Origin of the sequence: Bacillus sp. NPDC094064, from assembly GCF_050279585.1 — a bacterium.
Taxonomy (GTDB): Bacteria; Bacillota; Bacilli; order Bacillales; family Bacillaceae_G; genus Bacillus_A.
In genome coordinates this window covers 286,240-312,044 of the sequence record NZ_JBNNUI010000002.1, presented here as the reverse complement: position 1 = coordinate 312,044, position 25,805 = coordinate 286,240, and the positions used below count along the sequence as shown (strand labels likewise).

28 protein-coding genes and 1 riboswitch are annotated in these 25,805 nt (G+C 35.3%); of the genes, 3 read left to right on the top strand and 25 right to left on the bottom strand.

The features are described from left to right. Nucleotides 1-122: 122 nt before the first annotated feature. From fni to ACQKNI_RS06210, 4 genes are all read right to left on the bottom strand, one after another. Entirely contained in the window at nucleotides 123-1,172 is a 1,050-nt protein-coding gene (gene fni / locus ACQKNI_RS06225) for a type 2 isopentenyl-diphosphate Delta-isomerase (RefSeq protein ID WP_088231591.1), read from the bottom strand. 12 nt (nucleotides 1,173-1,184) lie between these two features. After that, on the bottom strand, nucleotides 1,185-2,333 hold the full coding sequence (gene rpsA, locus ACQKNI_RS06220; RefSeq protein ID WP_000229558.1) for a 30S ribosomal protein S1: 1,149 nt from the start codon (nucleotides 2,331-2,333) through the stop codon (nucleotides 1,185-1,187). 333 nt (nucleotides 2,334-2,666) lie between these two features. Further along, nucleotides 2,667-3,344, bottom strand: a complete 678-nt coding sequence (gene cmk, locus ACQKNI_RS06215) for a (d)CMP kinase (RefSeq protein ID WP_088231592.1) — start codon at nucleotides 3,342-3,344, stop codon at nucleotides 2,667-2,669. Between the two features lie 130 nt (nucleotides 3,345-3,474). Beyond that, entirely contained in the window at nucleotides 3,475-3,648 is a 174-nt protein-coding gene (locus ACQKNI_RS06210; protein WP_088231593.1) for a YpfB family protein, read from the bottom strand. Nucleotides 3,649-3,826: 178 nt separating this feature from the next. Here ACQKNI_RS06210 and ansA point away from each other — a divergent pair, with 178 nt between their 5' ends. Beyond that, nucleotides 3,827-4,801 carry an asparaginase gene (gene ansA / locus ACQKNI_RS06205; RefSeq protein ID WP_088231594.1) on the top strand — a complete coding sequence of 325 codons (975 nt, stop codon included), beginning with the start codon at nucleotides 3,827-3,829 and terminating at the stop codon, nucleotides 4,799-4,801. A 37-nt stretch (nucleotides 4,802-4,838) separates the two neighbouring features. On the opposite strand, the gene ACQKNI_RS06200 is transcribed toward ansA, so the two are convergent. From ACQKNI_RS06200 to ACQKNI_RS06145, 12 genes are all read right to left on the bottom strand, one after another. After that, nucleotides 4,839-5,819, bottom strand: coding sequence for a YpdA family putative bacillithiol disulfide reductase (locus tag ACQKNI_RS06200; RefSeq protein ID WP_427282272.1), 981 nt, complete (start codon nucleotides 5,817-5,819; stop codon nucleotides 4,839-4,841). Nucleotides 5,820-5,928: 109 nt separating this feature from the next. Then, a complete protein-coding gene (locus ACQKNI_RS06195) occupies nucleotides 5,929-6,459 on the bottom strand; it encodes a peptidoglycan recognition protein family protein (protein WP_001240644.1) in 531 nt (176 codons plus the stop codon). Nucleotides 6,460-6,538: 79 nt separating this feature from the next. Beyond that, complete coding sequence (locus tag ACQKNI_RS06190; RefSeq protein ID WP_002083150.1) at nucleotides 6,539-6,775, bottom strand: DUF3961 domain-containing protein; 237 nt, start codon at nucleotides 6,773-6,775, stop codon at nucleotides 6,539-6,541. A gap of 92 nt (nucleotides 6,776-6,867) precedes the next feature. Beyond that, a complete protein-coding gene (locus tag ACQKNI_RS06185; protein WP_088231596.1) occupies nucleotides 6,868-7,077 on the bottom strand; it encodes a hypothetical protein in 210 nt (69 codons plus the stop codon). Nucleotides 7,078-7,155: 78 nt separating this feature from the next. Continuing rightward, on the bottom strand, nucleotides 7,156-8,442 hold the full coding sequence (gene gudB / locus ACQKNI_RS06180; protein ID WP_000225171.1) for an NAD-specific glutamate dehydrogenase: 1,287 nt from the start codon (nucleotides 8,440-8,442) through the stop codon (nucleotides 7,156-7,158). A 266-nt stretch (nucleotides 8,443-8,708) separates the two neighbouring features. Continuing rightward, a complete protein-coding gene (locus ACQKNI_RS06175; protein ID WP_088231597.1) occupies nucleotides 8,709-9,317 on the bottom strand; it encodes a genetic competence negative regulator in 609 nt (202 codons plus the stop codon). A 77-nt stretch (nucleotides 9,318-9,394) separates the two neighbouring features. Continuing rightward, nucleotides 9,395-10,270 carry a MerR family transcriptional regulator gene (locus ACQKNI_RS06170; RefSeq protein ID WP_427282271.1) on the bottom strand — a complete coding sequence of 292 codons (876 nt, stop codon included), beginning with the start codon at nucleotides 10,268-10,270 and terminating at the stop codon, nucleotides 9,395-9,397. Next, nucleotides 10,270-11,046: a metallophosphoesterase gene (locus ACQKNI_RS06165; protein WP_088231599.1), complete on the bottom strand. Its 777-nt coding sequence runs from the start codon at nucleotides 11,044-11,046 to the stop codon at nucleotides 10,270-10,272. The genes ACQKNI_RS06170 and ACQKNI_RS06165 overlap by 1 nt, the downstream gene beginning before the upstream one ends. A 68-nt stretch (nucleotides 11,047-11,114) precedes the next feature. Further along, complete coding sequence (locus ACQKNI_RS06160; RefSeq protein WP_088231600.1) at nucleotides 11,115-11,594, bottom strand: LysM peptidoglycan-binding domain-containing protein; 480 nt, start codon at nucleotides 11,592-11,594, stop codon at nucleotides 11,115-11,117. Between the two features lie 22 nt (nucleotides 11,595-11,616). Further along, entirely contained in the window at nucleotides 11,617-12,180 is a 564-nt protein-coding gene (locus tag ACQKNI_RS06155) for a CPBP family intramembrane glutamic endopeptidase (protein WP_088231601.1), read from the bottom strand. Continuing rightward, complete coding sequence (locus ACQKNI_RS06150) at nucleotides 12,180-13,709, bottom strand: RecQ family ATP-dependent DNA helicase (protein WP_098882522.1); 1,530 nt, start codon at nucleotides 13,707-13,709, stop codon at nucleotides 12,180-12,182. Before ACQKNI_RS06150 ends, ACQKNI_RS06155 begins: the two co-directional genes overlap by 1 nt. Further along, nucleotides 13,699-14,760 carry a helix-turn-helix domain-containing protein gene (locus tag ACQKNI_RS06145; RefSeq protein WP_088231603.1) on the bottom strand — a complete coding sequence of 354 codons (1,062 nt, stop codon included), beginning with the start codon at nucleotides 14,758-14,760 and terminating at the stop codon, nucleotides 13,699-13,701. The genes ACQKNI_RS06150 and ACQKNI_RS06145 overlap by 11 nt, the downstream gene beginning before the upstream one ends. A gap of 297 nt (nucleotides 14,761-15,057) precedes the next feature. Between ACQKNI_RS06145 and ACQKNI_RS06140 the strand changes: the two genes are divergently transcribed. Beyond that, nucleotides 15,058-15,306: a ferredoxin gene (locus ACQKNI_RS06140; protein ID WP_088231604.1), complete on the top strand. Its 249-nt coding sequence runs from the start codon at nucleotides 15,058-15,060 to the stop codon at nucleotides 15,304-15,306. A 116-nt stretch (nucleotides 15,307-15,422) separates the two neighbouring features. Here the strand turns inward: ACQKNI_RS06140 and ACQKNI_RS06135 are convergent, their stop codons facing one another. Continuing rightward, nucleotides 15,423-16,001, bottom strand: a complete 579-nt coding sequence (locus ACQKNI_RS06135) for an ECF transporter S component (RefSeq protein WP_000810847.1) — start codon at nucleotides 15,999-16,001, stop codon at nucleotides 15,423-15,425. A 162-nt stretch (nucleotides 16,002-16,163) separates the two neighbouring features. Continuing rightward, nucleotides 16,164-16,303: riboswitch (FMN riboswitch) on the bottom strand. A 248-nt stretch (nucleotides 16,304-16,551) separates the two neighbouring features. Between ACQKNI_RS06135 and ACQKNI_RS06130 the strand changes: the two genes are divergently transcribed. Continuing rightward, nucleotides 16,552-17,238: a hypothetical protein gene (locus tag ACQKNI_RS06130; protein WP_088231605.1), complete on the top strand. Its 687-nt coding sequence runs from the start codon at nucleotides 16,552-16,554 to the stop codon at nucleotides 17,236-17,238. A gap of 86 nt (nucleotides 17,239-17,324) precedes the next feature. Here ACQKNI_RS06130 and ACQKNI_RS06125 read toward each other — a convergent pair whose 3' ends face one another. The 8 genes from ACQKNI_RS06125 to rluB form a co-directional block, all read right to left on the bottom strand. After that, the gene (locus tag ACQKNI_RS06125) at nucleotides 17,325-17,939 is read right to left on the bottom strand and encodes a peptidoglycan DD-metalloendopeptidase family protein (protein WP_088231606.1); all 615 of its coding nucleotides are present in this window, start codon (nucleotides 17,937-17,939) and stop codon (nucleotides 17,325-17,327) included. An 83-nt stretch (nucleotides 17,940-18,022) separates the two neighbouring features. Beyond that, nucleotides 18,023-18,604 (bottom strand): cob(I)yrinic acid a,c-diamide adenosyltransferase, encoded by a 582-nt coding sequence (locus tag ACQKNI_RS06120; RefSeq protein WP_088231607.1) that lies wholly within the window; start codon nucleotides 18,602-18,604, stop codon nucleotides 18,023-18,025. Nucleotides 18,605-18,725: 121 nt separating this feature from the next. After that, complete coding sequence (gene resE / locus ACQKNI_RS06115) at nucleotides 18,726-20,501, bottom strand: sensor histidine kinase ResE (protein WP_088231608.1); 1,776 nt, start codon at nucleotides 20,499-20,501, stop codon at nucleotides 18,726-18,728. Then, on the bottom strand, nucleotides 20,501-21,217 hold the full coding sequence (resD, locus tag ACQKNI_RS06110; RefSeq protein ID WP_000426862.1) for a DNA-binding response regulator ResD: 717 nt from the start codon (nucleotides 21,215-21,217) through the stop codon (nucleotides 20,501-20,503). The genes resE and resD overlap by 1 nt, the downstream gene beginning before the upstream one ends. Nucleotides 21,218-21,519: 302 nt before the next feature. Next, nucleotides 21,520-22,677, bottom strand: a complete 1,158-nt coding sequence (gene resC / locus ACQKNI_RS06105; protein ID WP_427282270.1) for a cytochrome c biogenesis protein ResC — start codon at nucleotides 22,675-22,677, stop codon at nucleotides 21,520-21,522. A gap of 14 nt (nucleotides 22,678-22,691) precedes the next feature. Next, the gene (gene resB, locus ACQKNI_RS06100; protein ID WP_088231610.1) at nucleotides 22,692-24,317 is read right to left on the bottom strand and encodes a cytochrome c biogenesis protein ResB; all 1,626 of its coding nucleotides are present in this window, start codon (nucleotides 24,315-24,317) and stop codon (nucleotides 22,692-22,694) included. A gap of 121 nt (nucleotides 24,318-24,438) precedes the next feature. Next, on the bottom strand, nucleotides 24,439-24,960 hold the full coding sequence (resA, locus tag ACQKNI_RS06095) for a thiol-disulfide oxidoreductase ResA (RefSeq protein ID WP_088231611.1): 522 nt from the start codon (nucleotides 24,958-24,960) through the stop codon (nucleotides 24,439-24,441). A gap of 94 nt (nucleotides 24,961-25,054) precedes the next feature. After that, nucleotides 25,055-25,783 (bottom strand): 23S rRNA pseudouridine(2605) synthase RluB, encoded by a 729-nt coding sequence (gene rluB / locus ACQKNI_RS06090; RefSeq protein ID WP_088231612.1) that lies wholly within the window; start codon nucleotides 25,781-25,783, stop codon nucleotides 25,055-25,057. Nucleotides 25,784-25,805: the final 22 nt, after the last annotated feature.

Below are 25,805 nucleotides of genomic sequence, written 5' to 3'. Positions count from 1 at the left end.
TACAAATTCAATTACTTCATGTAACATCAATCGTAATTATTCCTGGTAGTTTTTTAGAATACTAATTCCATTCCCTACTTTATAGTACAAAAAAGAAAAAAACCAACCGACCGGTTGATTTTTCATCTCCTACTATAACGCGTAGTATCAATTCCACGCTGCATTAACCAATGATACGTTTCACCCTTTACAACAAGAGGTACAGATTGTAATTCTTCTATCGTATTTGCCCCAAGAGCTGTCATAATAAATTTCAAATCTGTATGTAAAAGAGTAATTTCATCCATTAACTTCTCGACACCATCTTGCATTAAAATGCGTAAAAAATATCCAGCAAACGCAGTTGTATTTGCCCCTAACGCGATCGCCTTTGCTACGTCTAGCGCTGTTTGTATGCCCCCAGATGCAATAAAAGAGAGGTTATTATTTGTAGAGGTTGCTTCAATAATCGAGGTAGCTGTTTGTATGCCCCAGTTATTAAAATAAGAGAGCATGCGCTGTCTTCTTTCATTTTCAACTGCAGCAAAATTGGTACCACCTTGTCCACCAATATCAATCGCTGTTACACCTATACTCACTAACTGTTGCATTGTTTCCTTGCTCATCCCAAATCCAACTTCTTTTACAATGACAGGAACTTCACTCTTTAAAACAATTTTCTCAATTCGCTGAAGTACACCCGTAAAATCACGGTCCCCTTCTGGCATCGTTAACTCCTGTATAACATTTAAATGAATTTGCAGTGCATTCGCTTCAATCATATCAACGGCACGATCTGCCTGTTCCGTAGTTGCCTCACTACCTAAATTGGCAAAGAAAATACCGTTTGGATTTACCTTTCTAATGATCTTATACGAAGCTACTTCGTTCTCATCCTTTAATGCTGCCATTTGCGAACCAACAGCCATAGCGAGATTATGATGTTTCGCTACATATGCTAATTGTTCATTAATATGTAACGTTTGCTCTCCGCCACCACCAGTCATCGCATTGATAAAAATCGGCGAACTTAGTGAAAGTTCGCCGATTTTTGTTTCACATGTTATCGTATCATAACTTGAATTTGGCAAGCTTTGATGCACAAAATCAATATCATGAAAGCCATGCGTACGAGACTGACCAGTAGAAAGAGCGTATTCAATATGATCTAATTTACGCTTTGCCCTTACCACTTGTACCCCTCTTTATTTCTTTAATTTTTTCAGTTGTTCACCAATAATATCACTTAATTGGAAAGTAGCAGAATCAGCATTTGGTTCATACTGACTGTAATCTTCAATTACATTATTTTCTTCAAGTGCTTCTTTTATACTTAAAGAAATTCGTTTCTCTGCTACATGGACTTCAAGTACTTTCACCTTTACTTCTTGTCCCATTTCCAATACTTCATTTGGATTTTTCACGTGGCGATTTGCAATTTGAGATACGTGCACAAGTCCTTCTACACCAGGTAAAATTTCAACGAATGCACCGAATGTAACAAGACGTTTTACTACTCCCTCACGAATATCTCCAGCTTTTATTTCACCAGCAACATTTTCCCAAGGTCCCGGCTGAGCTGCTTTAATTGATAAAGAAATACGTTGTGTATCAGCATCAACAGATAGCACCTTCACCTTTACCTTTTGACCTTGCTCTAATACTTCAGAAGGTTGTTCTACACGCTCGTGGGAAATTTGTGAAATATGAACTAAACCGTCCACACCACCAACATTAACGAATGCACCAAAATCCGTTAATCGTTGTACTGTTCCTTCAACAACGTCCCCTTCTTTTAATGAAGAAATTGCTTCTTTTTTCTTAGAATCTAGTTCTAATTCTACTACCGCTTTATGCGAAAGGATTACACGATTTTTTTCACGGTCTAATTCAACAATTTTCACCGCTAATGTTTTACCTTTATAGTCAGTAAAGTCTTCTACGTAATGTACTTCTACAAGTGAAGCTGGGATAAAACCACGAACGCCAAGGTCCACAACTAATCCACCATTCACGATATCTTTTACAGTAACATCAAATACATGGCCAGAAGTAAATTTCTCTTGCAATTCTACCCATGCTTTTTCTGCATCAACAGCACGTTTAGATAAGACAAGATCATCTTCTTCTAATTTGATAATTTTCAATTCTAGTGTTTGATCTAATTCAACAACATCGCTTGCTTTTTCAATATGAACGTTAGCTAATTCACTAATCGGAATTACGCCATCTGTTTTGTATCCAACATTTACAAGCACTTGCTTCTCTTCAACTTTCGTTACAGAACCTGTAACAACGTCACCAACTTGTAATTCTTTTGAATCCATAACTTCTTCATTCATTTTCTCTACCATGGAAATACCTCCCTACAGAATTGACAAAGCATTTTTATGTATATACGAAATGAAAACAAAAGTTTTCATTTGCATGTTTAAGAATTTATCATCACATACTCTGTTTCAATACCATTCACAAGAAAATATATTAATCCTATATAAATAGTATACAGCAAAATCATCTTGAAGAAAGTATGTTTTGAAATATAATAGCGAATATATTCTGAAAGTTTCACTCCTCTTTTACTAACTTCTTACAAATCCGATCATTTGTCAAGGAAAGAGACTCACAATTCACGTATCCTTTACATTTCTATACAAACAAAAAAAGAAAGAGGTTATCCCCTTTCTTTACTTTGCAAACACCCCTGAAACAATACTCATAATTTTTTGGACAACTTCTTCAATTGATAAAGAAGTTGTATCTAATTCCAATGCATCATCAGCTTTTTTTAGAGGAGAAACTTCTCGTTCTGAATCCAATTTATCACGCTGAGCAATTTCTTCTTTTAACTGCTCTAAATTAGAATCGAAACCTTTATTCATATTTTCTAAATGTCTTCTTTCTGCTCTTTCTTCTACAGAAGCAAGCATAAAGATCTTCACTTCAGCATCTGGTAACACATGTGTACCAATATCACGGCCATCCATGACAACGCCGCCTTTTTCCGCTAATTCTTGTTGACGACGGACCATTTCTTCACGAACAAGGCGATGTTTCGCCACAATGGATACTCGATTCGTCACCTCAGGTGTACGAATGACTTCAGAAACATCTTGTCCATTTAAAAATACAAGTTGTGTATTTTCACCTTGCTGAAATTCAATATTTACATTCTTTACAACTTCCATTAACTTCTCTTCATTTTCAATGTCCACTTTTTGTTCAAGGGCTGCATACGTAAGTGTACGGTACATTGCGCCTGTATCGATGTAAACGTAAGAAAGTTTTTTTGCAACAACTTTTGCAACTGTACTTTTCCCAGCAGCTGCTGGACCATCTATAGCAATTGAAATTCGTTTATCCATTGTAACACCTCATTTTTTCACTTATAAAACAAAACGAAAAGCAGGTATTCATCCCTGCTTCTTCTCATTTGCTTCACGTCATTAAATCCTCAATTATTGTAGCATAATCCTCTATAGAAGAAAATGAAAACTACCTATTCACCGGCAAGATTTCCACTTTATTTTTCGTAACGACACCTTCATAATAAACAATTTTAGATAAATATTTCACCGAAGACTTATGTATAAATAACAATTGTACAACACAAAGACAAATGAATTGTATTACTAAAATACGAATAAAAATTTTCTCTACTTTTTTCAAAGTACCGCTCCTTTCCACCTTCTATTCACACTTTTCATTCTTGATTTTATAAAACATGCAAAGAATCCCTATATTTATTGTCATTTTCCAAGCATACTTTTATACATTTCCATTGTCGAATTTACTCAAAACATGTTATGTTCTAAATGTATTTTTTTACTTGAAAGGGGTATAAGCATTGAAAAGAATCCTAGTTTTACACACAGGTGGAACAATTGCAATGGAGGAAGATAAAGAAACTGGGGTCGTACAACCAGGTGAAAAAAATCCTCTTTTAAAATTCATTCCTGATTTAGAAGGCGATGTTGATTTGATCGTTGAAGATGTGTTCCATCTACCATCTCCCCATATGACACCTAGCGAAATGTTACAATTACAAGTCATCATTGATGAAAGAGTAAAACATGACAACATTCATGGCGTAGTCATTACGCATGGCACAGATACATTAGAAGAAACAGCCTATTTCTTAGATTTAACAGTCCAAGCAACTATTCCGATCGTTGTGACAGGTGCAATGCGCTCTAGCAACGAATTAGGTGCTGATGGTCTATATAACTTCTTATCAGCTGTAAAAGTCGCTAGCAGTAGTGAAGCCGCAGAAAAAGGCGTTCTAGTCGTATTAAACGACGAAATTCATTGCGCTACAAATGTAACGAAAACACATACAAGTAATGTAGCAACATTCCAAAGCCCGCAATATGGACCAATTGGTATGGTAACAAAACGTGGTGTTGTATTCCACCATGCTTTAGTACATCACGAAACATATTCAGTAAATAAGGTTTCTAAAAACGTAGTCGTTCTAAAAGCATACGCTGGTATGGACGATACATTATTAGCAGCGATTGAAAATCTTCCAGTAGACGGAATTGTTATTGAAGCACTTGGACAAGGTAATTTACCGCCAAGAACACTCCCTAGTCTAGAACGATTAATAAACAAAGGAATTCCTGTCGTATTAGTTTCTCGCTGTTTCAACGGCATCGTTCAAGATGTATATTCATATGAAGGTGGCGGCAAACAATTAAAAGATATGGGGATTGTATTCACATACGGTTTAAATGCTCAAAAAGCCCGTATTAAATTATTAGTTGCATTAGAGAATACAAATTCTCATGAAACAATCCAAAATATGTTTATGCACGATTAAAAAAGAAGCTGTCGAAGTTTATTCCGACAGCTTCTTTTTACATTTCTCTTGTTGCAATGGTTTGCGTGATCGCATCTCCATGAAATCGACCGTTCTCAATAAATATTTCATTTGCATTATTTCCGGCAGCAATTACACCTGCAATGAATATATTTTCAGCGTTCGTTTCCATTGTATCCTCTGTATAAATCGGACGTCCTGTTTCTTCATCAATCCGAACACCCATCTTCGTTAAGAAGCTATGATCTGGATGGTAACCAGTCATCGCAAATACAAAATCATTTTGGATTGTATTTGCATCGCCATCAACTGTATACGTTAATGTATGTTCAGTAATTTCTTTCACATGAGCCCCGAAATGCATTTGAATTGTATCGTTTCGTACTAGCGCCTCAAACTCCGGCAAAATCCACGGCTTTATGCTTGATGAATACTCCCTTCCGCGATATAGTACCGTTACACGTGCACCCGCTTTAACAAGTTCTAACGCGGCATCTACACTCGAGTTTTTCCCACCTATAACTACTACATCTCGGTCAAAATAAGGGTGTCCTTCTTTAAAATAGTGAGCTACTTTCTTCAGTTCCTCACCTGGAACATTCATATAATTTGGATTGTCATAATATCCAGTTGCAACAACGATATATTTCGCTATATATATTTCTTTACTTCCGTCACGCTTTGTCGTCTCAACCTGAAAAACTCCTCCATCTTTTTGAACTTTCTCTACTCGTTCAAAAGCATTTACACGTACAGATTTACGTTTTACTACTTCACGATAATACGCAAGCGCTTGATTTCGAACTGGCTTACGATTTTCTGTAATAAAAGCCACTTCACCAATTTCTAATTTTTCACTAGAAGAGAAAAATGTTTGATGTGTTGGATAATTATAAATGGCATTTACAATGTTTCCTTTTTCAATTACTAACGGATTTATCCCTACCTTTTGCAATGAAATTGCCGCTGCTAAACCGCACGGACCGCCTCCAATTATGATAGCTGTTTCTTTCTGCATACTCCGCTCACTCCTAGTCTTCTACCAATACACTATTTATAAAAACAAGAAAAAACCTACTTACAGCAGTAGGCACCTATCTTTATTGTATTCATTTTTCATATATTTGTCATCTAAACGAAACATACATCCGATAGACATCTGCTAAAAACTGCTGAAATTTAATACCTTGTTTCCCTAATACATTTTCAGGATCAATCTTTCTAGCTGGGTCAAGTGTTTTATGTGATACGATATCTTTTTTCGGATTCAAGCCGAAATTTTGACATAAATACGCATGATACCACGTAAAACGGGTATACGCTTCCCAAAAGTTAACATTACCACCATAACAAAGTTCTACTCCAATGGCAGCCTTATTGGCATCATAACCGTATAAGTCATTATCTGTTGGCACACCATATCGAACATGATAGGCAACTTCATTTATAGGAATAATTTCTAATATTGTTTTATCATCTATAAATGTATGTGCCGAGGCTTTCGGTTGTATTTCATTAAAATAATCCCGATTCCCTATCGCATTGCTACCAGGATTCCCCGTATCATGACTTACAATAAACCTTACTTTAGAAAGAGGAATTCCCGGTCGTGAACTTCCATATCCAATATAGTTACGCTCTATAGGAAACATCGCCATTACTACCAACTCCCGCTTCAGAAGATTACCTTACTTCCTTATATATGTATTCGGTAGCAATGTCCTTATCGCATATTTCTTACACGAAGAGAAAATCGAAAATATTTGATGTGAACACCATAAATAATAAAATACTTACAGCAACTCCATAAAAACCGTAAAACCAAACACAATCTTCTTTCGTATCTAAGCCGAAAAATTTATTTACTGATTGTAATAATGTGCCGCGCTTACTTTGTTTGTTTCGTAATACTTCCACTCGTTCTACAACATCTGCTGGCATCATAAATCTTTGGTCTACTGTCATTTTCATCATTTATCTCTCCTTAAAATCATTTCCGTTTTGTTTATCTAAGGAAAGTATAGCACATTTGTTCGTGTAGAACAAGCGTTCTTTTTATTTTTGTTTTATTTTTCAGCAAACCAAGTAAGAATTGAGATTATAAAGGCTATAATCGGCCCTACTACAACCGCACCAAATATTAAAAACAGTAATCCTTCCCCGAACACCCGAACGATACTTGTTTTTGGGGCTCTCATCGTTCTTGCGAGTTCTCCCTCTAACCTCTTAACCTTTTCTTCTAATTGTTCTACTCGTTCCATCATTTCATTTTCCATACGCAACACCTCACTCTAATACTTCAACAAAAAAACGTGATTCCCTCGAAAGGAATCACGTTTTCTCACGTTATAATATTATACCCAACCTCTGAAGCGACTTGCTTCAGCCATTTTACGAACACCAACCATATACGCCGCTAAGCGCATGTTCACTTTACGAACTTGTGCTGTTTCATAAATGGAATCAAATGATCTTACCATTACTTTTTCTAAACGTTGCTCTACTTCTTCTTCCGTCCAGTAGTAACCTTGGTTATTTTGCACCCACTCAAAGTAAGATACCGTTACACCACCAGCACTTGCTAATACGTCTGGAACAAGTAAAATTCCGCGATCTGTTAAAATTTTAGTTGCTTCTAATGTTGTTGGACCATTTGCAGCTTCAACAACGATTTTCGCTTTAATATTATTAGCATTTTCTTCTGTAATTTGGTTCTCAATTGCAGCTGGAACTAAAATGTCGCAATCAAGTTCTAACAATTCTTTGTTTGAAATTGTATTATTAAATAGTTTTGTTACTGTACCGAAGCTATCACGACGGTCTAATAAATAATCAATATCTAATCCATTTGGATCATGTAATGCACCGTAAGCATCTGAAATTGCAATAACTTTCGCACCTGCATCATGCATAAATTTAGCTAAGAAGCTACCAGCATTACCGAATCCTTGAACAACAACGCGCGCACCTTTAATATCAATGTCGCGTTTTTTTGCAGCTTCGCGAATACAAATTGTTACACCTTTCGCCGTTGCTGTTTCACGTCCATGTGATCCACCTAATACAAGTGGTTTACCAGTAATAAATCCTGGTGAATTAAATTCATCAATACGGCTATACTCATCCATCATCCATGCCATAATTTGAGAGTTTGTGAATACATCTGGAGCTGGAATATCTTTCGTCGGACCTACGATTTGGCTAATTGCTCGTACATAACCGCGGCTTAATCTTTCTAACTCACGGAATGACATTTCACGTGGGTCACAGATAATTCCACCTTTACCTCCGCCATATGGTAAATCAACAATACCACATTTTAAACTCATCCAGATTGAAAGTGCTTTCACTTCATTTTCTGTCACATTCGGATGGAAGCGAATTCCACCTTTCGTTGGACCAACAGCATCATTATGTTGCGCACGATATCCTGTAAATATTTTAACAGTCCCGTCATCCATACGAACTGGTATTTTCACTGTCATCATACGAATTGGTTCTTTTAATAATTCATATACTTCGTTTGGATAACCCAATTTTTCTAACGCTTCACTAATAACAATTTGTGTCGAATTCAATAGTTCAAAATGTTGTTCCCTTTGTTGTTGAGTTTTTGTTTGAGTTCCCTTTTCGGCTACCATAGTAAGTAAACCCCCTGTAATTTCACTTGTTTAGTAAACCTTCATTGCCTAGTATACACCCTTAAATTTGGAATGCAATAGAAAACGCTAACAAATATATACAAACTATTTTCCGTTGCAAGCGTTTTCACTATTATTATAGTCCTTTTATTACTTTTAGAAAAGTAAAATACTCAAATATTTAAATATTTTTTATTTTTATCAAATACAGTACAAAAAAACGAATATATTTGCCAAATAAAAAGAAAACCTCAAGCTATTCGACATTAGCTGAGGTTTTCTTTCTTCACAAAATAGTTGTGTATTTGTTCAATTGCTTGAGAAGCCATTAATTCCTTACCATACTCCATTATACGATAAATAGTCGCTGTAGACGGATTACCATATTCCGCTAAAATAGCTATAAAATCCGCTTTCAGTAATTGAATTTGCTCCTCTTCTTCCATCCAAAGATAAAAACGCCCATCCCACGTATACAACTTTCCGCCAGTTACACCAAGGTTATATAAGCGATTCGACAGGTTAATTACGTCGTCTAGTGTAGCAAATTCATATAGTATATGTTCGCTTTCATCTAGAGTCACTTGCATTTCAATAAACTCGTCACGGAACTCATCATCTGTATCCATTTCTTGATTTTCTTTCGTTACAATTACAACCATCCCTTGTGCTTGTAGAGAAAATACTTCCACTGCAATCGGACCATCTGCTTCAAATCCTAATTCCTTATTCGCTTCTTGCATCATATCACGAAATAATTGCTGTACTTTCGGTGCATTTCTCCACAAATCTTCTTTCGTTAATCCTCGTTCAGATAAATCGTCAAATGTTAAGAAAATTTTTATCTTATTGTAATTTAATCGTTCCAGCCTCATCTCATACCCTCCCTACGTAACCAATGAATCTAATTTTTATTATATGAAATAGAAAATAGATGGTTCTTTTCGAACAACTATTCTGACATTTTTAACCATCCATCCCATTCTTCCTTCGTATCACCAATTAGGATCGTTTGAATGTTCAACTGATCTCGAGCACTTATTTTCCCTATAAGTCCAACAGAAAGGTTCCTACTTTTTTCTTGTAACGAATTAACAAAGTTCATCGCCTGTTTACATTCTCGTCCATCTTCAAAAGATACAAATACATACTTAGGCTGTATTTGTTCAACAACTGACAACAGACTATCTTCCTTTAAACTTGTCCTAATATATATCGCCTCATATCCTTTTAAGCGCAAATACGTTGAAAAGATAAATCCTTTCAGCATATTATTTTCTAACACAATAACTTTGTGTAAAGAAGAAAGCGATGACGCATTATGATATACCATCCCTAAACGAGTTTGCAAAAAAGATACAACATATTGAAATTGCACCATTGTAATCTCATTATTGTTTTTTAGCGTTAGCAATTTATTTGTCACTTGAAGAATAGTACTTGCAACAACTTTTTCTGTTGAATATATACTAAAAGCCTCGTTTAATAATGCAGAAGTTGTAATTTCATCAAATTTTAACAAAGCTTGTAGCAAATCGTCCACTAAAACAACTTCTTTATCCGAATGTACTTCTTTTTGAACGTTACTCTGCAAACGATTCCCTTCTAATAATTGAACCGCTTGTCCAATCATCATACCGGAAGAAACCTTTTCCATTAACCATTGTAGAGTTTGAATATGCTCCTCTGTATATAAACGATGCCCTGCATGATTTCGCTTTGGGGCAATAATATGATAACGTCTTTCCCATGCACGAAGTGTACTCGGCTGAATTCCAAGTATATTCGAAACAGCTTTTATATTATATTTTCCATTTAGAGCTGGCATCATTTCCCTCCGCATAAAGTAATAATATGAGTTTGAGCAGGTGCTCGAAAACGAAGCGGGATTAATGTTGTTCCATACCCATTACTAACAAAAAGAGTCATATTTGAATGATTATATACGCCACCCTTTAAATATTTTTCAGATGGGAATAATCGAATCTGCCCTCCATGTGTATGTCCACTTAACACAAGTGAAATTTGTTCTGTTCCAGACATTTTATTTATTATATCAGGGTTATGACTAATTAATATGCGAAAACCCTCTTCTTTACAATCAGCCAACGCTAAATCTAAACGATCACGTTTTAACCCAACATCATCTACACCGAGCAAGCAAATTTTCTCCCCTAATTCAGACTCAAATACAACTCGTGTATTATCTAAAACTTTCACATTATTTTCTAATAACAAAGCATCTAATTCATGATATTCAATCTCATAATCATTATTTCCCCATACAAAATATACAGGAGCTACCTCTCTTAATTTTTGAATATTTGCAGAGATTTTCGATAAGGGTACGCCTTTTTCTGCCAAATCGCCACCAATAATAACGAGATCTACTTTTCCTTTTACTTGTTCAATTATCGAACTTGAAATAACTCTTCTATGAATATCAGAAATAAAAAATACATTTACTTTTTGAAAACTTTTCGGAAATTCTTTAAACACTAAAGTATGTTTCAACACAGTATTACGCATCGCTTCTTTATACATCACAAGAAGAAATAGAATACCAATACATATGAGAGTACTTAATAATATAATCCATATCATATATTTTCCTCCCCTCCTCATAAAGGTAATCCTCGGTTTTTATAACAAACTATGAATCACTTATTTTATTAGCTTTCTTGCTCTGCGGACTTATCTTTTATCGGAATTTTTAATTCTTGCCCCACACTTACTTCATCTTCTTGTAAATTATTATATTTTTTAATCACTTCAATCCCACTGTCATCTGAAAAATATTGCTTCGCTATACTCTCTAAAGTTTCTCCCTCTTTCACCGTATGCGTTGCCACTTTCTCAGACTGTTTTGGTGATTCGGATTTAGCTGAATCAAAGAAAATTACTTCAAATGCACTTTTCGCAGCATTATTACTATCACTTTTCACCTGAATATACTTATCTGTATACCACAATATACTAATTGGTAGCAATATGAACAGCAATGTTAAAACCCGGACGAAAATATGATTCATTTTAAATTTTTGTTTTTTCTCTTTATTCCTATGAATTTCACTACGCGGCGGTAAACTTTCATTTTCTTCCACTCGCTCAACTTCTATTTCCTCTTCAAAATCAGGAATTCGTTTCCTCATGTTGTTCACCACCACCTTCCATTTATTTTCTTAATTGGAGCCCCATTATAAAATCAACAAGAAAGTGTGCAAAGATTGTTATAAACAAATTTCCTGTCCATTCAAATACATAACCAAAGACAAAACTAATGAAACAGACGAAACAAAACAAAAACGGTTTTTTTATATAACGAATATGTAACACTGCAAATACGAAACTCGCTATTACAATTCCAAAATGAGTCTGCACTACACCTCTAAATAAAAATTCTTCCGCGAAGCCGATCACAAACGTAATAACGAGTAATTGCATAACTGACATTCCTTGAAACATTTTATCGTTAATACCCCCATCATCAAACCATGACTCTGGAAATACTCGCATTGCAACATAATCTAATAACACAATACCAATCGCTAACAAACCACCTATTATGAGTATAGAAACCGGTTCCCATTTCCAAAGACTATACACTGCCTCTATATCTTGAAACAATATATATGCGAGTAAACAGCCAATACCAATGATAATTAACTGTGTTATATACAAATTCAGCCTTATTTCCTTTGGACTCATATCTTCAATATTATGCCTTTGAATGTTCATCATTCCCCCATCTTTTCTAGGCCGAAAAGCTTTTGTAACTCTGTTTCCCAATTATAGTCGAAATCCGATTGTTGCGCTTGTCTTTTTTTATAATCTGTTTTTGTAATACTACAGTAGTCGCAGCAATTTTTTAACTCGTTCTCTTTTCTATAACCGAACTGTTGCAACAAATATTCACGTCTACACCCTTTAACTTGTATCCATGACTTCATGTTTTCTAACTCACTATATTTATTACGTAGCCTTAATTCTACTTCAGCTATTATTCTATTCATAATTTCATCTGACAAGCTCTCCAATATTAATTTTCGCTGTTGTATGATTCCAAGCTGTTCGAGATGATAGCGGATAAAACGCCAATATTGTTCATTAAATCTTGCTGCATTATAACAAATTTCCTCTACATCTTCTATTGGTAATTCTTTCGTTTGAAACATCCTTTCTTGTAGTAACGAAAATAAAAATTGTATTTGTGACTTACTTGGCAATTCATCCTCTATTATTGAAATTGGCAAATCGTGATCTAACGGACTACATAATAAAATGGCGATACTCGGTTCACCATCTCTTCCTGCCCTTCCGATTTCTTGTAAATAAGACGCTATATTAGTCGGATAATGGAAATGAATAATATATCTCGTATTCGACTTATTTACCCCCATACCAAAAGCACTTGTACATATTACAAGTTGCAACTGATTATTCATAAACTGTTGTTGAATTAACATACGCTCTTCATGTTCCATACCACCATGATAAAAAGCTACACCAGTAACGCCTTTCCCTCTTAAATATTCCGTTAAACGTTCTGTCCACGCTCTACTTGAACAATATACAATCCCAGGACCTTGTAAATACATCACCTGATCAAAAAGCGCCTCTTTCTTCTCTTCTATCGTCTCTACAAATTGTACTTCCATTGCAATATTCGGTCGATCAATAGAGTACACATGCTGCGTGACATTCTTTAAATTTAAACTCTCTTCTATATCTCGCAGTACACCTTTTGTCGCTGTGGCCGTTAATGCTAGTACGACAGGGGATCCAATGCTATCAATTACTTGATCTAACTTTTTATAATCCGGACGAAAATCATAGCCCCATTGTGAAATACAATGAGCCTCATCAACAACAAATAATGAAATATGAACTTTCTTCAATTCTCTTATTAACAATTCCGACTGCAACATCTCTGGTGAAACAAAAATAAATTTATAAGAAGCTAATTTTTTCATTGCTTCTCTTTTTTCATTTAATGTCCGAAAACTATTAAATGCGATTACTCTATTTTTCACAATATACTTTAATTGTGTAACCTGGTCTTCCATCAAAGATAATAACGGCGATACAACAAGGACTGTGCCTTCTTGCATTAAACCTGGAAGTTGATAGCACATAGACTTCCCCCTTCCGGTCGGAAGCATTGCTATTACATCTTTTCCTTCCAGTAGGTCTGTAATAACCCCTTTTTGTCCTGGACGAAATTCAGAATATCCAAACCACTTATATAAATATTCCTCAAGTTTCATTTATACCCTCCATACGTGCCAATACAAGGCGGACTTCAAAATAAGAGATATTTTCCCCAACCGCTTGTTTCAATTCACGCAACTTGCGTGTTTGTAATGTCTCAATTACTTTTGTTACTTTGTCTATTTTTTCTTTTTCCATAAACATCTCAATGGAAAACTCTTTTTCCCGCAAAGCAATTTCCACAAAATGATCTTCTATCGTTGCTACCTTTAAATTTCTAATTGTCGCTATCTCCTCTAAAGAACGCCCTTGTCTCCAAAAATTATATGTTTTTTTCGTTGATAAACTAAATAATTCAGCTCTTTCATTTGGATAAGATATAATTTCAGCTAATAGCGGAAATTCTTTTTCTTGATCGCGCACTGCTTGTATAAAGAAGTGAATTGTGCCCCAAAATAAAAAATACACCCTGAATATATCTTGTTTCGTAATCTCTGCTAATTGTTGCAATGTACAACCGATGCGTTCATAACCTGTTAGTCGATATGTTACAATCGTCGCTTCTACCACATTACTTCTCCCTAAAAGATTATGTATTTCTTTCCATAACCTTTTCGCCAATTCACTTCTCCTATACGGCATTCCGGTAAGAAAGCGTTTCACCCATACCATTATTTCAGCATCTTGTTGAATCGGGATGAATTTCGTATTATTCTGTTGTAAATTTGATACAGTTTGAATAATTAATGATAACCTTTTCCAAAACGTGTCACCTAATTCACCATAGTGCAAACCGTGTAAATACGTTGGAAAAGCATAATCTTCCTCCCATTTATGTAACTGCGCTTTACCTATAGGCGTTAACACATATGTATTTTCATGTATTTCCTGCATACAATCTGCTTGCAACAACTTTGCAACTTCATGATCATAGTCAGTTCTATTTAACGATTTATATATTCCGAACAAAAAAGAAATTCGGAACATGTTTCCATCTTGTAACGTTTGCGAAGAACGTTTTCCTTTTAATAAATAATAAATAGAAGAAACGGTTCTTTCACCATTCAATTGTCTCAAACAATACAATAATGTATATTGTAGTTGCATTACCGCTTCCACCTTCCAATCTAACTTTATTCTTTTTGAGTATGATTGCATCGGCTATGTTACTTATTAAACTTATCATATAGGCAATATATACTCGTATATATTCTATTGTACCAAACGAAATAACATTTACATATTTTGAAAATCTTATGACATAATTCAAAAATAAGTTGACACCCTAATTGATAAGCATTATCATTATAATTTTATGTTGAAAAGTTTTAAAAACCGTTTTACAATAAAGTTATAATTTTTATGACGAGCTTTTCACATACATATTATCAGGAGGGAAAAAAGATGGCAAAATATACAATCGTTGATAAAGATACTTGTATTGCATGTGGTGCTTGTGGCGCTGCTGCACCAGACATTTATGACTATGATGATGAAGGTATTGCATTTGTAACATTAGACGATAACCAAGGTATCGTTGAAATTCCAGATGTATTACTTGAAGATATGATGGATGCTTTCGAAGGTTGTCCAACTGACTCAATTAAAGTTGCTGACGAATCATTTGAAGGCGACGCTTTAAAATTCGAGTAGTCTTTTATTAACTTCAAAAAATGCCCCTCATATTAATGAGGGGCATTTTTTGTTTTCATGATACTTAATAAAAAACCATTAGTAGTTCCATACTACTAATGGTTTTATTTTATCTTTTATGCATTTTTCATTTTTGCAAACACCCATACTTTTAGGCGTGAAAATAACGCTACAAATACAATTGTCACAACAATTCCTTTAATCAAATTAAACGGTAAGATTGCCGTTACAACTGTTGTTCTTATCGCCTCACTAGACATAGCTGGTGAATTTAAAAACCAAGTGTAAGCTGGGAATATGATGATGTAATTTAATACACTCATAATAAGCGCCATTGTAATTGTCCCTAGCATTAATCCTGACGTTAAACTCTTTACAGTACGATACTTTCTAAATAAGAAAGCTGCTGGTCCAATAAATAAACATCCTGCAATAAAGTTTGCAATTTCTCCAACTGGCACTCCCGTTAAACTTCCTTGAATCCCGTAATGTAAAATATTCTTTATCGCCTCTACAATTACCCCCGCAATTGGTCCGAAGATAATCGCTGCAATTAAAGCTGGTACATCACTAAAATCAATTTTTAAAAATGGCGGAAGCCCTGGGAACGGGAAATCCAACATCATCAGTAAATATGCAATACTACTTAGCATCGCTACACTCACCATCTGCACTACACTGTTTTTTTGTTTCATCTTTCTCTCTCCTTTTCCATCGATCATCTCATGGAAAGTGGAAAGGTTCTGCTATGCCTATTTTTTCATAGAACGAAAAAACCCTTTGTGTTTTACACAAAGGGAGAATTTAAGGCACATCAAACAGACGTTCAAATACCTATCTTTTTTGAACGCTTGAACCTCCATCTTCTCCCATCCAGACTATACTGTCGGCTTTGGAATCACACCAAATCCTGCCTTAACGGCTCGCGGGCTTAGAACAAAATCATACATAGTTCATCACCGCCGGTCGGGATTTTCACCCTGCCCCGAAGATAGACCGATATTCTATTTTCCCCTTCATTATACAACAACCTTATAACATTGTGAACTAAAAAATTGTAACTTATTAAAAATTAGTTATTTATTTTTAATAACCACATGGAAATGACGAAATATTTTACAATACAACCCATATTTTTTATTATTCGTCATTTCTCTTATGAATTCCCTAGTCATATATAATTAAAAGTGATAAGATGTTGAATTGTTAAGATAAGAACATTTTCTGAATTATGGAGGAAATGTCATGAAGAAAGATAAGAGACACTCTATTCGAGAAGCAATGAAAAAAAGTTTAAGAAAAGAATACTTTTACTTAAAAAAAGAATTACTTTTCTGCTGTCCAATTGATTTAGGCACATTCTCAAGCGAGACATACTATGCTGCTTTCGATGAAGATGGCATCAGTATTTATCAGTATGATAAAAAATCAGAAAGTAAATTAAAATTGTGCGAGCGTCATCCATGGAAGAATTGGAATAAAGTGAAGGTTGATCACTATTTGACAACATCTCAATTTATTTTTCAAGGTGAGCGAAACTGGATTTTATCCCTTTTCCAAAAAGGAAAAGAAGCTCAAAAAATTATCGAAGAGCATACACCTTTACAAACAGAAGTTGTTTCCCGCTCTTTCTTAAAAAAACTTCCTGGTTTTCGTTCTAATACACCGTTGAATAAATACATCGGCAGCATTTGCTACACTGCACTTATTGCATTTTTATTAAAATGGATGATTCCATTTCAAGCACCACAAATCGCCCTGTACTCTATTTCAATTGGTTGTATGCTTCTTGGTCTACTCTGTCTGACAATTGGTTTAATTGAACCGACTATTGTACTGTTTCGGACAAATGAGAAAACAAGAACAAAAGTCTTTTACTTATATAGCTACTTAGCTATTTCTGGATTTATATGTGTCTTTATTTTTTGGTAAAAGAAACCGTCCCAAAATATATTTGGGACGGTTTTCTTTTAGAAATAGGTTGCTCTTTTTATAATTATATTTTCAGGACGTTTCACTTACTTAACGTATAATTGTTGATTTGGATAAATCCGCTCTTGCTGCAATCCATTTTTTTCTTTAATCTCATTAACTGTCATACTAAATTTCCGTGCAATTCCGACTAAAGTATCTCCTTTTTGCACGACATATAATGATGAGGATACGACTTCATTTTTTTGTTCATTTAAAACAAACAATGGATTCACCGCATTCTTTTTCGCCATCGTCCATCTCCCTTGATGAACTTCTAAATGTAAGTGCGCACCCCGCGATTCTCCTGTATTCCCCACTTCTCCAACTATTTCTCCTTTTGAAATATGATCCCCTTGAACTACATATCTCTTATTTAAATGTGCATACACAGCCTCATATTCTCCATGTTTAATAAATACAACATTCCCATAACTACTTGAATAATAAGACTTTGTAACCTTACCATCTTGAATAGCTGCCACAGGCGCTCCGATCGGTGCAGCTATATCAATACCATAGTGTTTTCCATTTCTTGTCCCAAAATAATCACTTATCTGACCTTCAACGGGCCATGTCCATCGATTCTCTTCTGCATAAACATGTAATTGAGATACATACAGTACAGTCAATAACATGACTCCACACTTTAACACTTTCATATACATCCTCCGTTTTCTAATCACCGCCATCCCTTCTCTATTTTGGTATATTACAGAAAAAAGTATACAAAAAAGAAAGTGAATTACTCCACTTCCTTCTCTTTCTTATCACGAAAAACTAATGCGCTGCGGTTATACTCCACATCTTTCACTTGTAATCGAGCATTTATTACTCTAGCTACCGCAAACAAATAATCAGATAATCTATTTACATACTTTAGAACAACCTCATTTATATCACTTTCTTTTTGCAATGATACGATAGAGCGCTCTGCTCTTCTTACAACCGTACGCGCAATATGAATAACAGCTGCTGCCTCGCTACCACCTGGCAAAATAAAACGCTCTAACGGCGGTGCTTCTTCTATATACAAATCAATCCTTTTTTCTAAGTTTTCAACCATATCGATTGTCACTTTGTAAGGAATTTTTTGCTCTACTATCGCCAAGTCTCCTCCGCAATCAAATAGTTCATGTTGAATATTTTCAAGTTCATTGTAAATATTTTCAAAAGATTGTTTCTGGAGCTTAGTCATTGCATATCCAATATGAGAATTCGCCTCGTCTATTGTTCCATATGCTTCTACACGGATATCATCCTTATCCACTCGGCCACCTATTACGCTCGTTGTTCCTTTATCTCCTGTTTTTGTGTATAATTTCATTTCTCCTCAGCCCCTTTCAACTAATATAGAAAAAAGTCCTACTATTATTTATTTAATTGCATTTACAAAAAAATAAAAAAACAGTAGAACTTTATTCATTACCAACTTTAAAAACACATATCTAAATTATACGATTAGGTAAATATACAGAGAATGTAGTTCCTTCTCCAACAACACTTGAAACAGAGATTTTCCCATCATGACCTTGAACAATATTTTTAGCAATCGCAAGCCCAAGTCCGGTTCCACCTTTTTTCCCGCGCGTTCTCGCTTTATCAGCTTTATAAAAACGATCAAACAAGAACGGAATATCTTCTTCAGGAATACCCGCACCTGAATCTTGTACTTCGAAAGTAAGGCCATTATTTTCCGTATTCATTACAAGTGCAACACGCCCACCTGCATTCGTATGACGGATTGCATTATCAATTAAATTCGTCAACACCTGTTCCATACGGTCTGCATCAAACGGATATTGTTCAATTGGGCTTTGGAAATCAACTGTTAGTTCAACTTCTTTATCCTTTGCAATCCCTTGGAATTTACGACCAATTTTTTCAACAAATGGATGAATATCCACTTCACCTATATGTAACTCTACATGACCACTTTCCATACGCGCTAAATCTAATAACTCATTTACAAGTTTACCTAAACGAACAGATTCATCATAAATGATTTGAACAAATTCATTAATTTCTTCTTTCGTTTGCACAATATCATCTAAAATCGCTTCACTATATCCTTGAAGCATTACCATCGGTGTACGAAGTTCATGTGATACATTCGCAATAAAGTCTTGACGCATCTTCTCCAGACGACGTTCTTCTGTCATATCACGCAACACTGCTACAGCCCCACGAATTTTCGTTTGATTGTAAAGTGGTGTCATAAGAACTACATAGTTCCCTTTTTGTAAATTAATTTCAACAACTTGTTGTTGCTCGCTTTCTACAACGAGATGGAATAGTTCAACAAGTTCAGAAGGTAGTTTTTTACTTAGTTCTATCTCTTTCTCTTCTTGCCAAACTTGTAAGAAATGTTCAGCCGGTGGATTGATTACAACGACTTCACCTTCTTGATTTAACGTAATAACTCCATCTGCCATACTACTTAAAATACTAGCTAACTGCTCTTTTTCTTGTTGCAAAGCATTCATGTTAAACTTCAACTGTTTTCCCATTTGATTTAAGGCCGTTGCAAGCTCACCGATTTCATCCTGAGATACCATAGGGGCTTTCGCATCAAACTTGCCACGAGCCACTTCAAAAGCAACCTCACGCATTTTCCTTAATGGGGCTGTAATTCGAGTAGATAAGAAGAACGCGAAGAAAGTTGTTAAAATAATCGCAATCCCAGCTGATAAGAAAATGAAATCAGTCGTTCTCTCCATACCTTGTATCGGAACTTGTAACGATTCATATACGAACACAGCACTTTGATTTTTTGACTGCACTGGTTTCCCGACAATCATAATATCATTTTCAGTATTTTTATTCCTTCTACTATTAGAAGCTTTTCTAATGTTATTCTTAATTTCTTTTTTGTCTGTAAAAACAGCCGCTAATTCTTTATCTTCTTTCAAATCATCCATTGTAAGAGTAACTAATCCTTCTTGTTTCGGCGAAGAAGATATTTCCTTACCATCTTCTACAATAATAATCCTTGAAAGCGGATCAGAGAATTTGTACGCGATATTCTCAATCGTTTTTACATCAGCACCTTCTTCAATTAGCTCTGAAACACTTGTTGCGACTTTCTGAAGCCTAGCTTCACTCATATCAACATAGTACGTTCTAAAAAACTGCGAAAGTAAAATCGCAACAAATCCAAGAACAAACGAAACGAGAAGTAATATGGTCATCCATAACTTCCCTACTACACTTCTCCAAAGCATCAGTCGTTCACAACCTCAAACTTGTATCCAACGCCCCAAACCGTAACAATCATCTTCGCTGCATCTGGTGATTTTTTGCTCAACTTCTCACGTAAACGCTTTACATGTGTATCAACTGTACGTAAATCTCCAAAGAATTCATACTGCCATACTTCTTTTAACAATTGCTCACGATCGAATACTTTATCAGGCGCTTTCGCTAAAAATAATAGTAATTCGTACTCTTTCGGTGTTAAGTTCACTTCATTACCATCTGCTGTAACACGGTGTGCATCATTATCAATTGTTAAATGCGGGAATACAGTAACATCTTTTGTCGTTGTATCTTGTGTAAAGAATGTTGTCGGTACAGAGCGACGTAATACCGCTTTCACACGAAGCACTACTTCACGCGGGCTAAATGGTTTCACAATATAATCATCTGTTCCTACCTCAAACCCTTGTACTCTATTTACTTCTTCACCTTTTGCTGTCAGCATAATAATTGGTGTTGCTTTCTTCTCACGAACCCCTTTGCACACTTCGATACCGTCTTTACCAGGCATCATAAGATCTAATAAGATTAAATCATAATCATTTTGCAGTGCCATTTCTAAAGCTGTATCACCATTATCTGCTTCTTCAATTGTGTATTGTTCTCTTTCTAAATACATTTTCAATAGACGACGGATACGATCCTCATCATCTACAATTAAAATTCTTGATTCATTTTCCATTTCTACCCGCTGCGTATTTTTAACACAACGGTTCACACCTACCCTTCTACACTATTATGTTGCGCTATTCTCGTTTATTTAAGCAATCTTCTAAATGTTTCACTTCCCATATTATGCTTCACAAGAATAATAAATTTTGTTCAATTTTTTTCCAAAACTATGTATTTTTTTTGAACAGTATATAATGTCCTCGACATCATTTTACAAAATCAACCGCTACTTTGTCATGTTTTTCTCAAAAAAGAAGAAAAGTTGACAAAAATAAAATAGGAAAGTGACATACACTCTCCCATTTTATTTCTCTATGCGTATGAATGTAAACCCGCAATAATTAAGTTTACTACAATAAAATTAAACATTATGATTGCAAAACCAATTACTGCTAACCACGCTGATTTCTCTCCATGCCATCCTTTTGATAATCGTAAATGTAATACCGCAGCATAAAAGAGCCAAGTAATAAGCGCCCAAACCTCTTTTGGATCCCATCCCCAAAAACGCGTCCAAGCGATTTGAGCCCAAATCATCGCAAAGATTAAAGCTCCTAATGTAAACACCGGGAATCCAATTGCAATAGAACGATATCCGATCTCATCTAGTAAATCACTATTCGTATTCTTTACTAACGGCTGAAGTGCCGCCGATACTCGCTTTCGCAAAACAAGTCTTAATACAATATAAAGTAATGTTCCAACTAACACTGACCAAATGACAGTATTTAATTTTTTCGCATTTACAATCGCTGGGATTTCAGCTTTTGGCTCTAATTTATTTTCTGTCAGTAACTTCCCTTCGTGCGGTCCAACTAATGCCGGAAGATTATACTTCATCTCAACTTGCTGTTCATTTTTATCAATCCATTGAAACTTCGCTTCATATTTCATACCCGAAAATACCGTTGTTACTCCAATAAACCCAACTGTACAAACAAGTGTGAACACTACCGTCTCTAGCCAAAATGTACGTTTACTTCTCGTAGATTGATCTACATTTTTCAATAAATACATCACGCCCGTAATAAAACTAATCGCTAAAATCGCTTGTCCTGCAGCTGCAGTCGTCACGTGAATATGTAACCAATTACTTTTTAAAGACGGAATGAGCGGAGATATTTCTCTCGGAAACATGCTTGCATAGGCAATTAATAAAAGCGCAACTGGTAATGCAAATAGTCCGATTATACTTACGCGGTACATAAAATACATGACAATAAATGCGCCGACAAGCATCATACCGAAAAATGTACCGAATTCAAAAAAGTTACTAACTGGCGCATGCCCTGATGCAATCCACCTTGTAACAAAATATATTGTTTGTGCTATAAACCCTACAATTGTAATCGTTATTCCTACATTTGCCCATTTATGACCCTTTTCTTTAATTGCTCCCCCAAAAAATAGAGTTGCAACTAAATATAAAATAAATGCGGTAAAGAGAAAGTTACTACTTATTTGCACCATATCGTTTCCCCACCTTAACTAATTTTTTTATCCGTTACTTTATCATTCGGCTGCGGAATTGCTGTACCTTCTAGTACTCTTTCAATATCTTTCTTTAAACCGAACCAATTTTTATTCGTATGTCCTGCAATCCACCATTCATCATTAACACGTTGTATCCAAATACGGCGATGATTCCAATACATACCTTGAATCACACCAACCATAAATATAAATCCTCCAATACCGAGAATCCAAAGCGTTAAATCTTTCCTTACAGTAAGTGCTGTCGCATTTTGCATTTCAACACCTGCAAATGACATTTTATATTTGTTATTCCCATCAGGTTCTATATTTTGCTGAATACCAACAAAACTCACTTCACCATCTGGTGTTTCAGGCGTAAACATTTTAAACACAAATGCAGGGTTGTTTGGTAATTTTGTTTTCGTATTCGGTCTTCCACTCTCATCAAAATAAAAATCAGGAAAATAGCTTAATAGTTCTAGAGAATAACCATTTCCTAAATCATATTTTTCTGAAGGGTCTGCTAAATTTACTTTAATTGGTCCCCACTTTTGATTATTTTCTTTATTTTGCAAGTTAAAGGACATACTTTTAAATTCACTTTCTTTATAATCGACTTGATACACTGCAAATTGATCAAATTTCAACGGCTCGTTCACTCGAATTTCCGCTTCTTTTACTTTTTTCAATTTCGGTTCTTGCCCTGCTATATTTTCGCCTACCACCTTATATAATACAGCGTTTGTTTGGAAGTTTTTCGCAATCATTTTATCGCCTACACGATCAATTGCTTCATCATAAACTTCCTTGTCCTTACTTTTATCATAAACTTCCTTTATAAACTTCTCATTTTTTAAATAGTATTGCCCCTCCGTCCCTGGTATTTCTTTCATTTCACCATCACGTAACCAGAGCGCTTCATCTACGTACATGCTTGGTAAAGAACGAAGCATTACACCAAATAGGAAGATAATAAGACCGATATGATTTACATATGGACCCCAACGCGAGAAACGTCCCTTTTCTGCTAAAACGTTTCCGTCTTCCACTTTCACATTATAGTTCGCTTTCTTTAAATTCTTTTGCACTCTTTCCAGGTCACCATCTTGCGGTGTACCAGTTCCGTATAACCTTTGTCTCTTTAAAAAGCTAGGATGTCTTTTTACACCTTGCTTTTTTAAAGCTTTATAAAGCGGAATGACACGATCTAAACTACATATCACTAGTGAAATACCGATAGAGGCAATTAACATCCTGTACCACAATGAACCATACAAATTATTAAATCCCAATTGATAGTATAATTGCCCTAAAAATCCGTATTCTTGTTCATAATATTCAGCTGGTGCAATCCCCGGAGTTATGTACATTTCTTGCGGAAAAATAGTTCCGATCGCCGATGCTGCTAAAGTAATTACGATTAGCCATACACCCACTTTTACAGAAGAGAAAAAACTCCAAATTTTATCGACTATCGTTTTTGTATGCGTGAGAGATCTCCGAGCACTCCCTTCATAGCGCATATCCAATAGTTTTACATTTTCATTGCTTTCAAATGGTTTCCCACAAGCTTCACAAAAAACGGTTCCTATCGGATTAACATGTCCACATTCACACTTAATTTCTTTCAACACTCTCACCGCCCCTGTATCTATATGTACTATTGTATATTCTAACCTCAAGTTACCGCAATACTCAGAATTTTTAAACTGGAGGTGCTATAAGTGTGCACCTCGTATGTAAAGGCTTTCTTTATTACGGCGTAATTTTCTTTAAATATCCTTCTAGCTGTTCTTTCGTTTGTTCACCTATAATTTGCTCCACTACTTTTCCATCTTTATCAATCAAGAAGCTTGTCGGCAATGGACCTACTCCATATGTTCCTATAATCTTTTGTCCTTTATCAATGGCAACCGGGAACTTCAATCCATATTGGTTCACAAAGTTCTTTACTGCAATATCCGTTTCATCTGCATCTATCGCAATAATTTCAACGCCTTTTTCTTTATACTTCGGATATAGTTCATTCATATAAGGCATTTCTTTTTCACAAGGTTTACACCAAGTACCCCAAAAATTTAAAAATACACCTTTTCCCTTTAAATCTTTTAATTCAATTTTCTTTCCTTCTAAATCTGTCACAACAAAGTTAGGTGCTTCTTTTCCGATTTGCATTTTCTCTTTATCAGCAAAGAATCCTTGATAAAGTGTAAACCCTACAGCACTGCTTAAAATGAGCAAAATAATAACGCGAAATAATAAGCGATTTTTTTTCATATTGTCTCCCCTCTCTTCGACGAGTGATGAATATATGTATTTTTTAATAAATCACCAGCGGAGCATTCCACTGGTGAAAGTTTCACAATATCGATTAGCGAGGCTTTGTAGAAGCCAATGCACGTAATTGTTTCACCTCATGTGGTGTCAATTCTCTTGCATCACCAGGTCGCAGGCTACCCACTTCTAAAAAGGCGTAGCGTTCACGCTTTAGTTTCACTACTTTACAATCTAAAGCTTCAAACATACGACGTACTTGACGGTTACGTCCTTCATGAATTGTTAATTGTACAATCGCCATTTCTTTACGCTTGTCCCAAGAAATAATCTTCACTTTTGCTGGTGCTGTTTTTCCGTCTTCTAGCGCAACACCACGTTCTAACATGCGAATTTTCTCACCTGTTAGTGGGCCTTTTATTTTTGCAACATACGTTTTTTCAACTTTATATTTAGGGTGCATTAATATATTTGCGAAGTCCCCATCGTTTGTCATTAATAATACGCCAGACGTATCATAATCTAAGCGTCCGATTGGGAATAAGCGCTGTGTAATTTCTGGGAAAAAGTCTGTTACAACATTTCTTCCTTTATCATCTGATACACTCGAAATTACGCCAGTTGGTTTATATAGTAAAAAATAAACAGGTTCTTCTTTTTCAAGAGGGATGTTATTTACTTCTACTTTATCTTGAGGAGTTACTTTCGTTCCTAGCTCCTTCACTATTTTTCCATTCACTTTTACTTTTCCTTGCTGAATTAATTCCTCAGCCTTTCGTCTCGATGCAATACCTGCTTGCGCAATCACTTTTTGTAATCGTTCCATTTCTTTTTTTCACCTCGAATTT

Bases quoted from the DNA above. Each gene is read 5' to 3' on its own strand.
- ACQKNI_RS06145 (WP_088231603.1), bottom strand. From the start codon at position 14,760: ATGCAACTACAATATACATTATTGTATTGTTTGAGACAATTGAATGGT.
- resE (WP_088231608.1), bottom strand. From the start codon at position 20,501: ATGCTTTGGAGAAGTGTAGTAGGGAAGTTATGGATGACCATATTACTT.
- ACQKNI_RS06160 (WP_088231600.1), bottom strand. From the start codon at position 11,594: ATGAGGAAACGAATTCCTGATTTTGAAGAGGAAATAGAAGTTGAGCGA.
- ACQKNI_RS06120 (WP_088231607.1), bottom strand. From the start codon at position 18,604: ATGAAATTATACACAAAAACAGGAGATAAAGGAACAACGAGCGTAATA.
- resA (WP_088231611.1), bottom strand. From the start codon at position 24,960: ATGAAAAAAAATCGCTTATTATTTCGCGTTATTATTTTGCTCATTTTA.
- ACQKNI_RS06150 (WP_098882522.1), bottom strand. From the start codon at position 13,709: ATGAAACTTGAGGAATATTTATATAAGTGGTTTGGATATTCTGAATTT.
- gudB (WP_000225171.1), bottom strand. From the start codon at position 8,442: ATGGTAGCCGAAAAGGGAACTCAAACAAAAACTCAACAACAAAGGGAA.
- ACQKNI_RS06175 (WP_088231597.1), bottom strand. From the start codon at position 9,317: ATGAGGCTGGAACGATTAAATTACAATAAGATAAAAATTTTCTTAACA.
- ACQKNI_RS06190 (WP_002083150.1), bottom strand. From the start codon at position 6,775: ATGATGAAAATGACAGTAGACCAAAGATTTATGATGCCAGCAGATGTT.
- ACQKNI_RS06200 (WP_427282272.1), bottom strand. From the start codon at position 5,819: ATGCAGAAAGAAACAGCTATCATAATTGGAGGCGGTCCGTGCGGTTTA.
- rluB (WP_088231612.1), bottom strand. From the start codon at position 25,783: ATGGAACGATTACAAAAAGTGATTGCGCAAGCAGGTATTGCATCGAGA.
- ACQKNI_RS06125 (WP_088231606.1), bottom strand. From the start codon at position 17,939: ATGAAAGTGTTAAAGTGTGGAGTCATGTTATTGACTGTACTGTATGTA.
- ACQKNI_RS06165 (WP_088231599.1), bottom strand. From the start codon at position 11,046: ATGATATGGATTATATTATTAAGTACTCTCATATGTATTGGTATTCTA.
- resC (WP_427282270.1), bottom strand. From the start codon at position 22,677: ATGGTGCAAATAAGTAGTAACTTTCTCTTTACCGCATTTATTTTATAT.
- ACQKNI_RS06170 (WP_427282271.1), bottom strand. From the start codon at position 10,270: ATGCCAGCTCTAAATGGAAAATATAATATAAAAGCTGTTTCGAATATA.
- ACQKNI_RS06140 (WP_088231604.1), top strand. From the start codon at position 15,058: ATGGCAAAATATACAATCGTTGATAAAGATACTTGTATTGCATGTGGT.
- rpsA (WP_000229558.1), bottom strand. From the start codon at position 2,333: ATGGTAGAGAAAATGAATGAAGAAGTTATGGATTCAAAAGAATTACAA.
- ACQKNI_RS06155 (WP_088231601.1), bottom strand. From the start codon at position 12,180: ATGAACATTCAAAGGCATAATATTGAAGATATGAGTCCAAAGGAAATA.
- ACQKNI_RS06130 (WP_088231605.1), top strand. From the start codon at position 16,552: ATGAAGAAAGATAAGAGACACTCTATTCGAGAAGCAATGAAAAAAAGT.
- resD (WP_000426862.1), bottom strand. From the start codon at position 21,217: ATGGAAAATGAATCAAGAATTTTAATTGTAGATGATGAGGATCGTATC.
- ACQKNI_RS06185 (WP_088231596.1), bottom strand. From the start codon at position 7,077: ATGGAAAATGAAATGATGGAACGAGTAGAACAATTAGAAGAAAAGGTT.
- ACQKNI_RS06195 (WP_001240644.1), bottom strand. From the start codon at position 6,459: ATGGCGATGTTTCCTATAGAGCGTAACTATATTGGATATGGAAGTTCA.
- cmk (WP_088231592.1), bottom strand. From the start codon at position 3,344: ATGGATAAACGAATTTCAATTGCTATAGATGGTCCAGCAGCTGCTGGG.
- ACQKNI_RS06135 (WP_000810847.1), bottom strand. From the start codon at position 16,001: ATGAAACAAAAAAACAGTGTAGTGCAGATGGTGAGTGTAGCGATGCTA.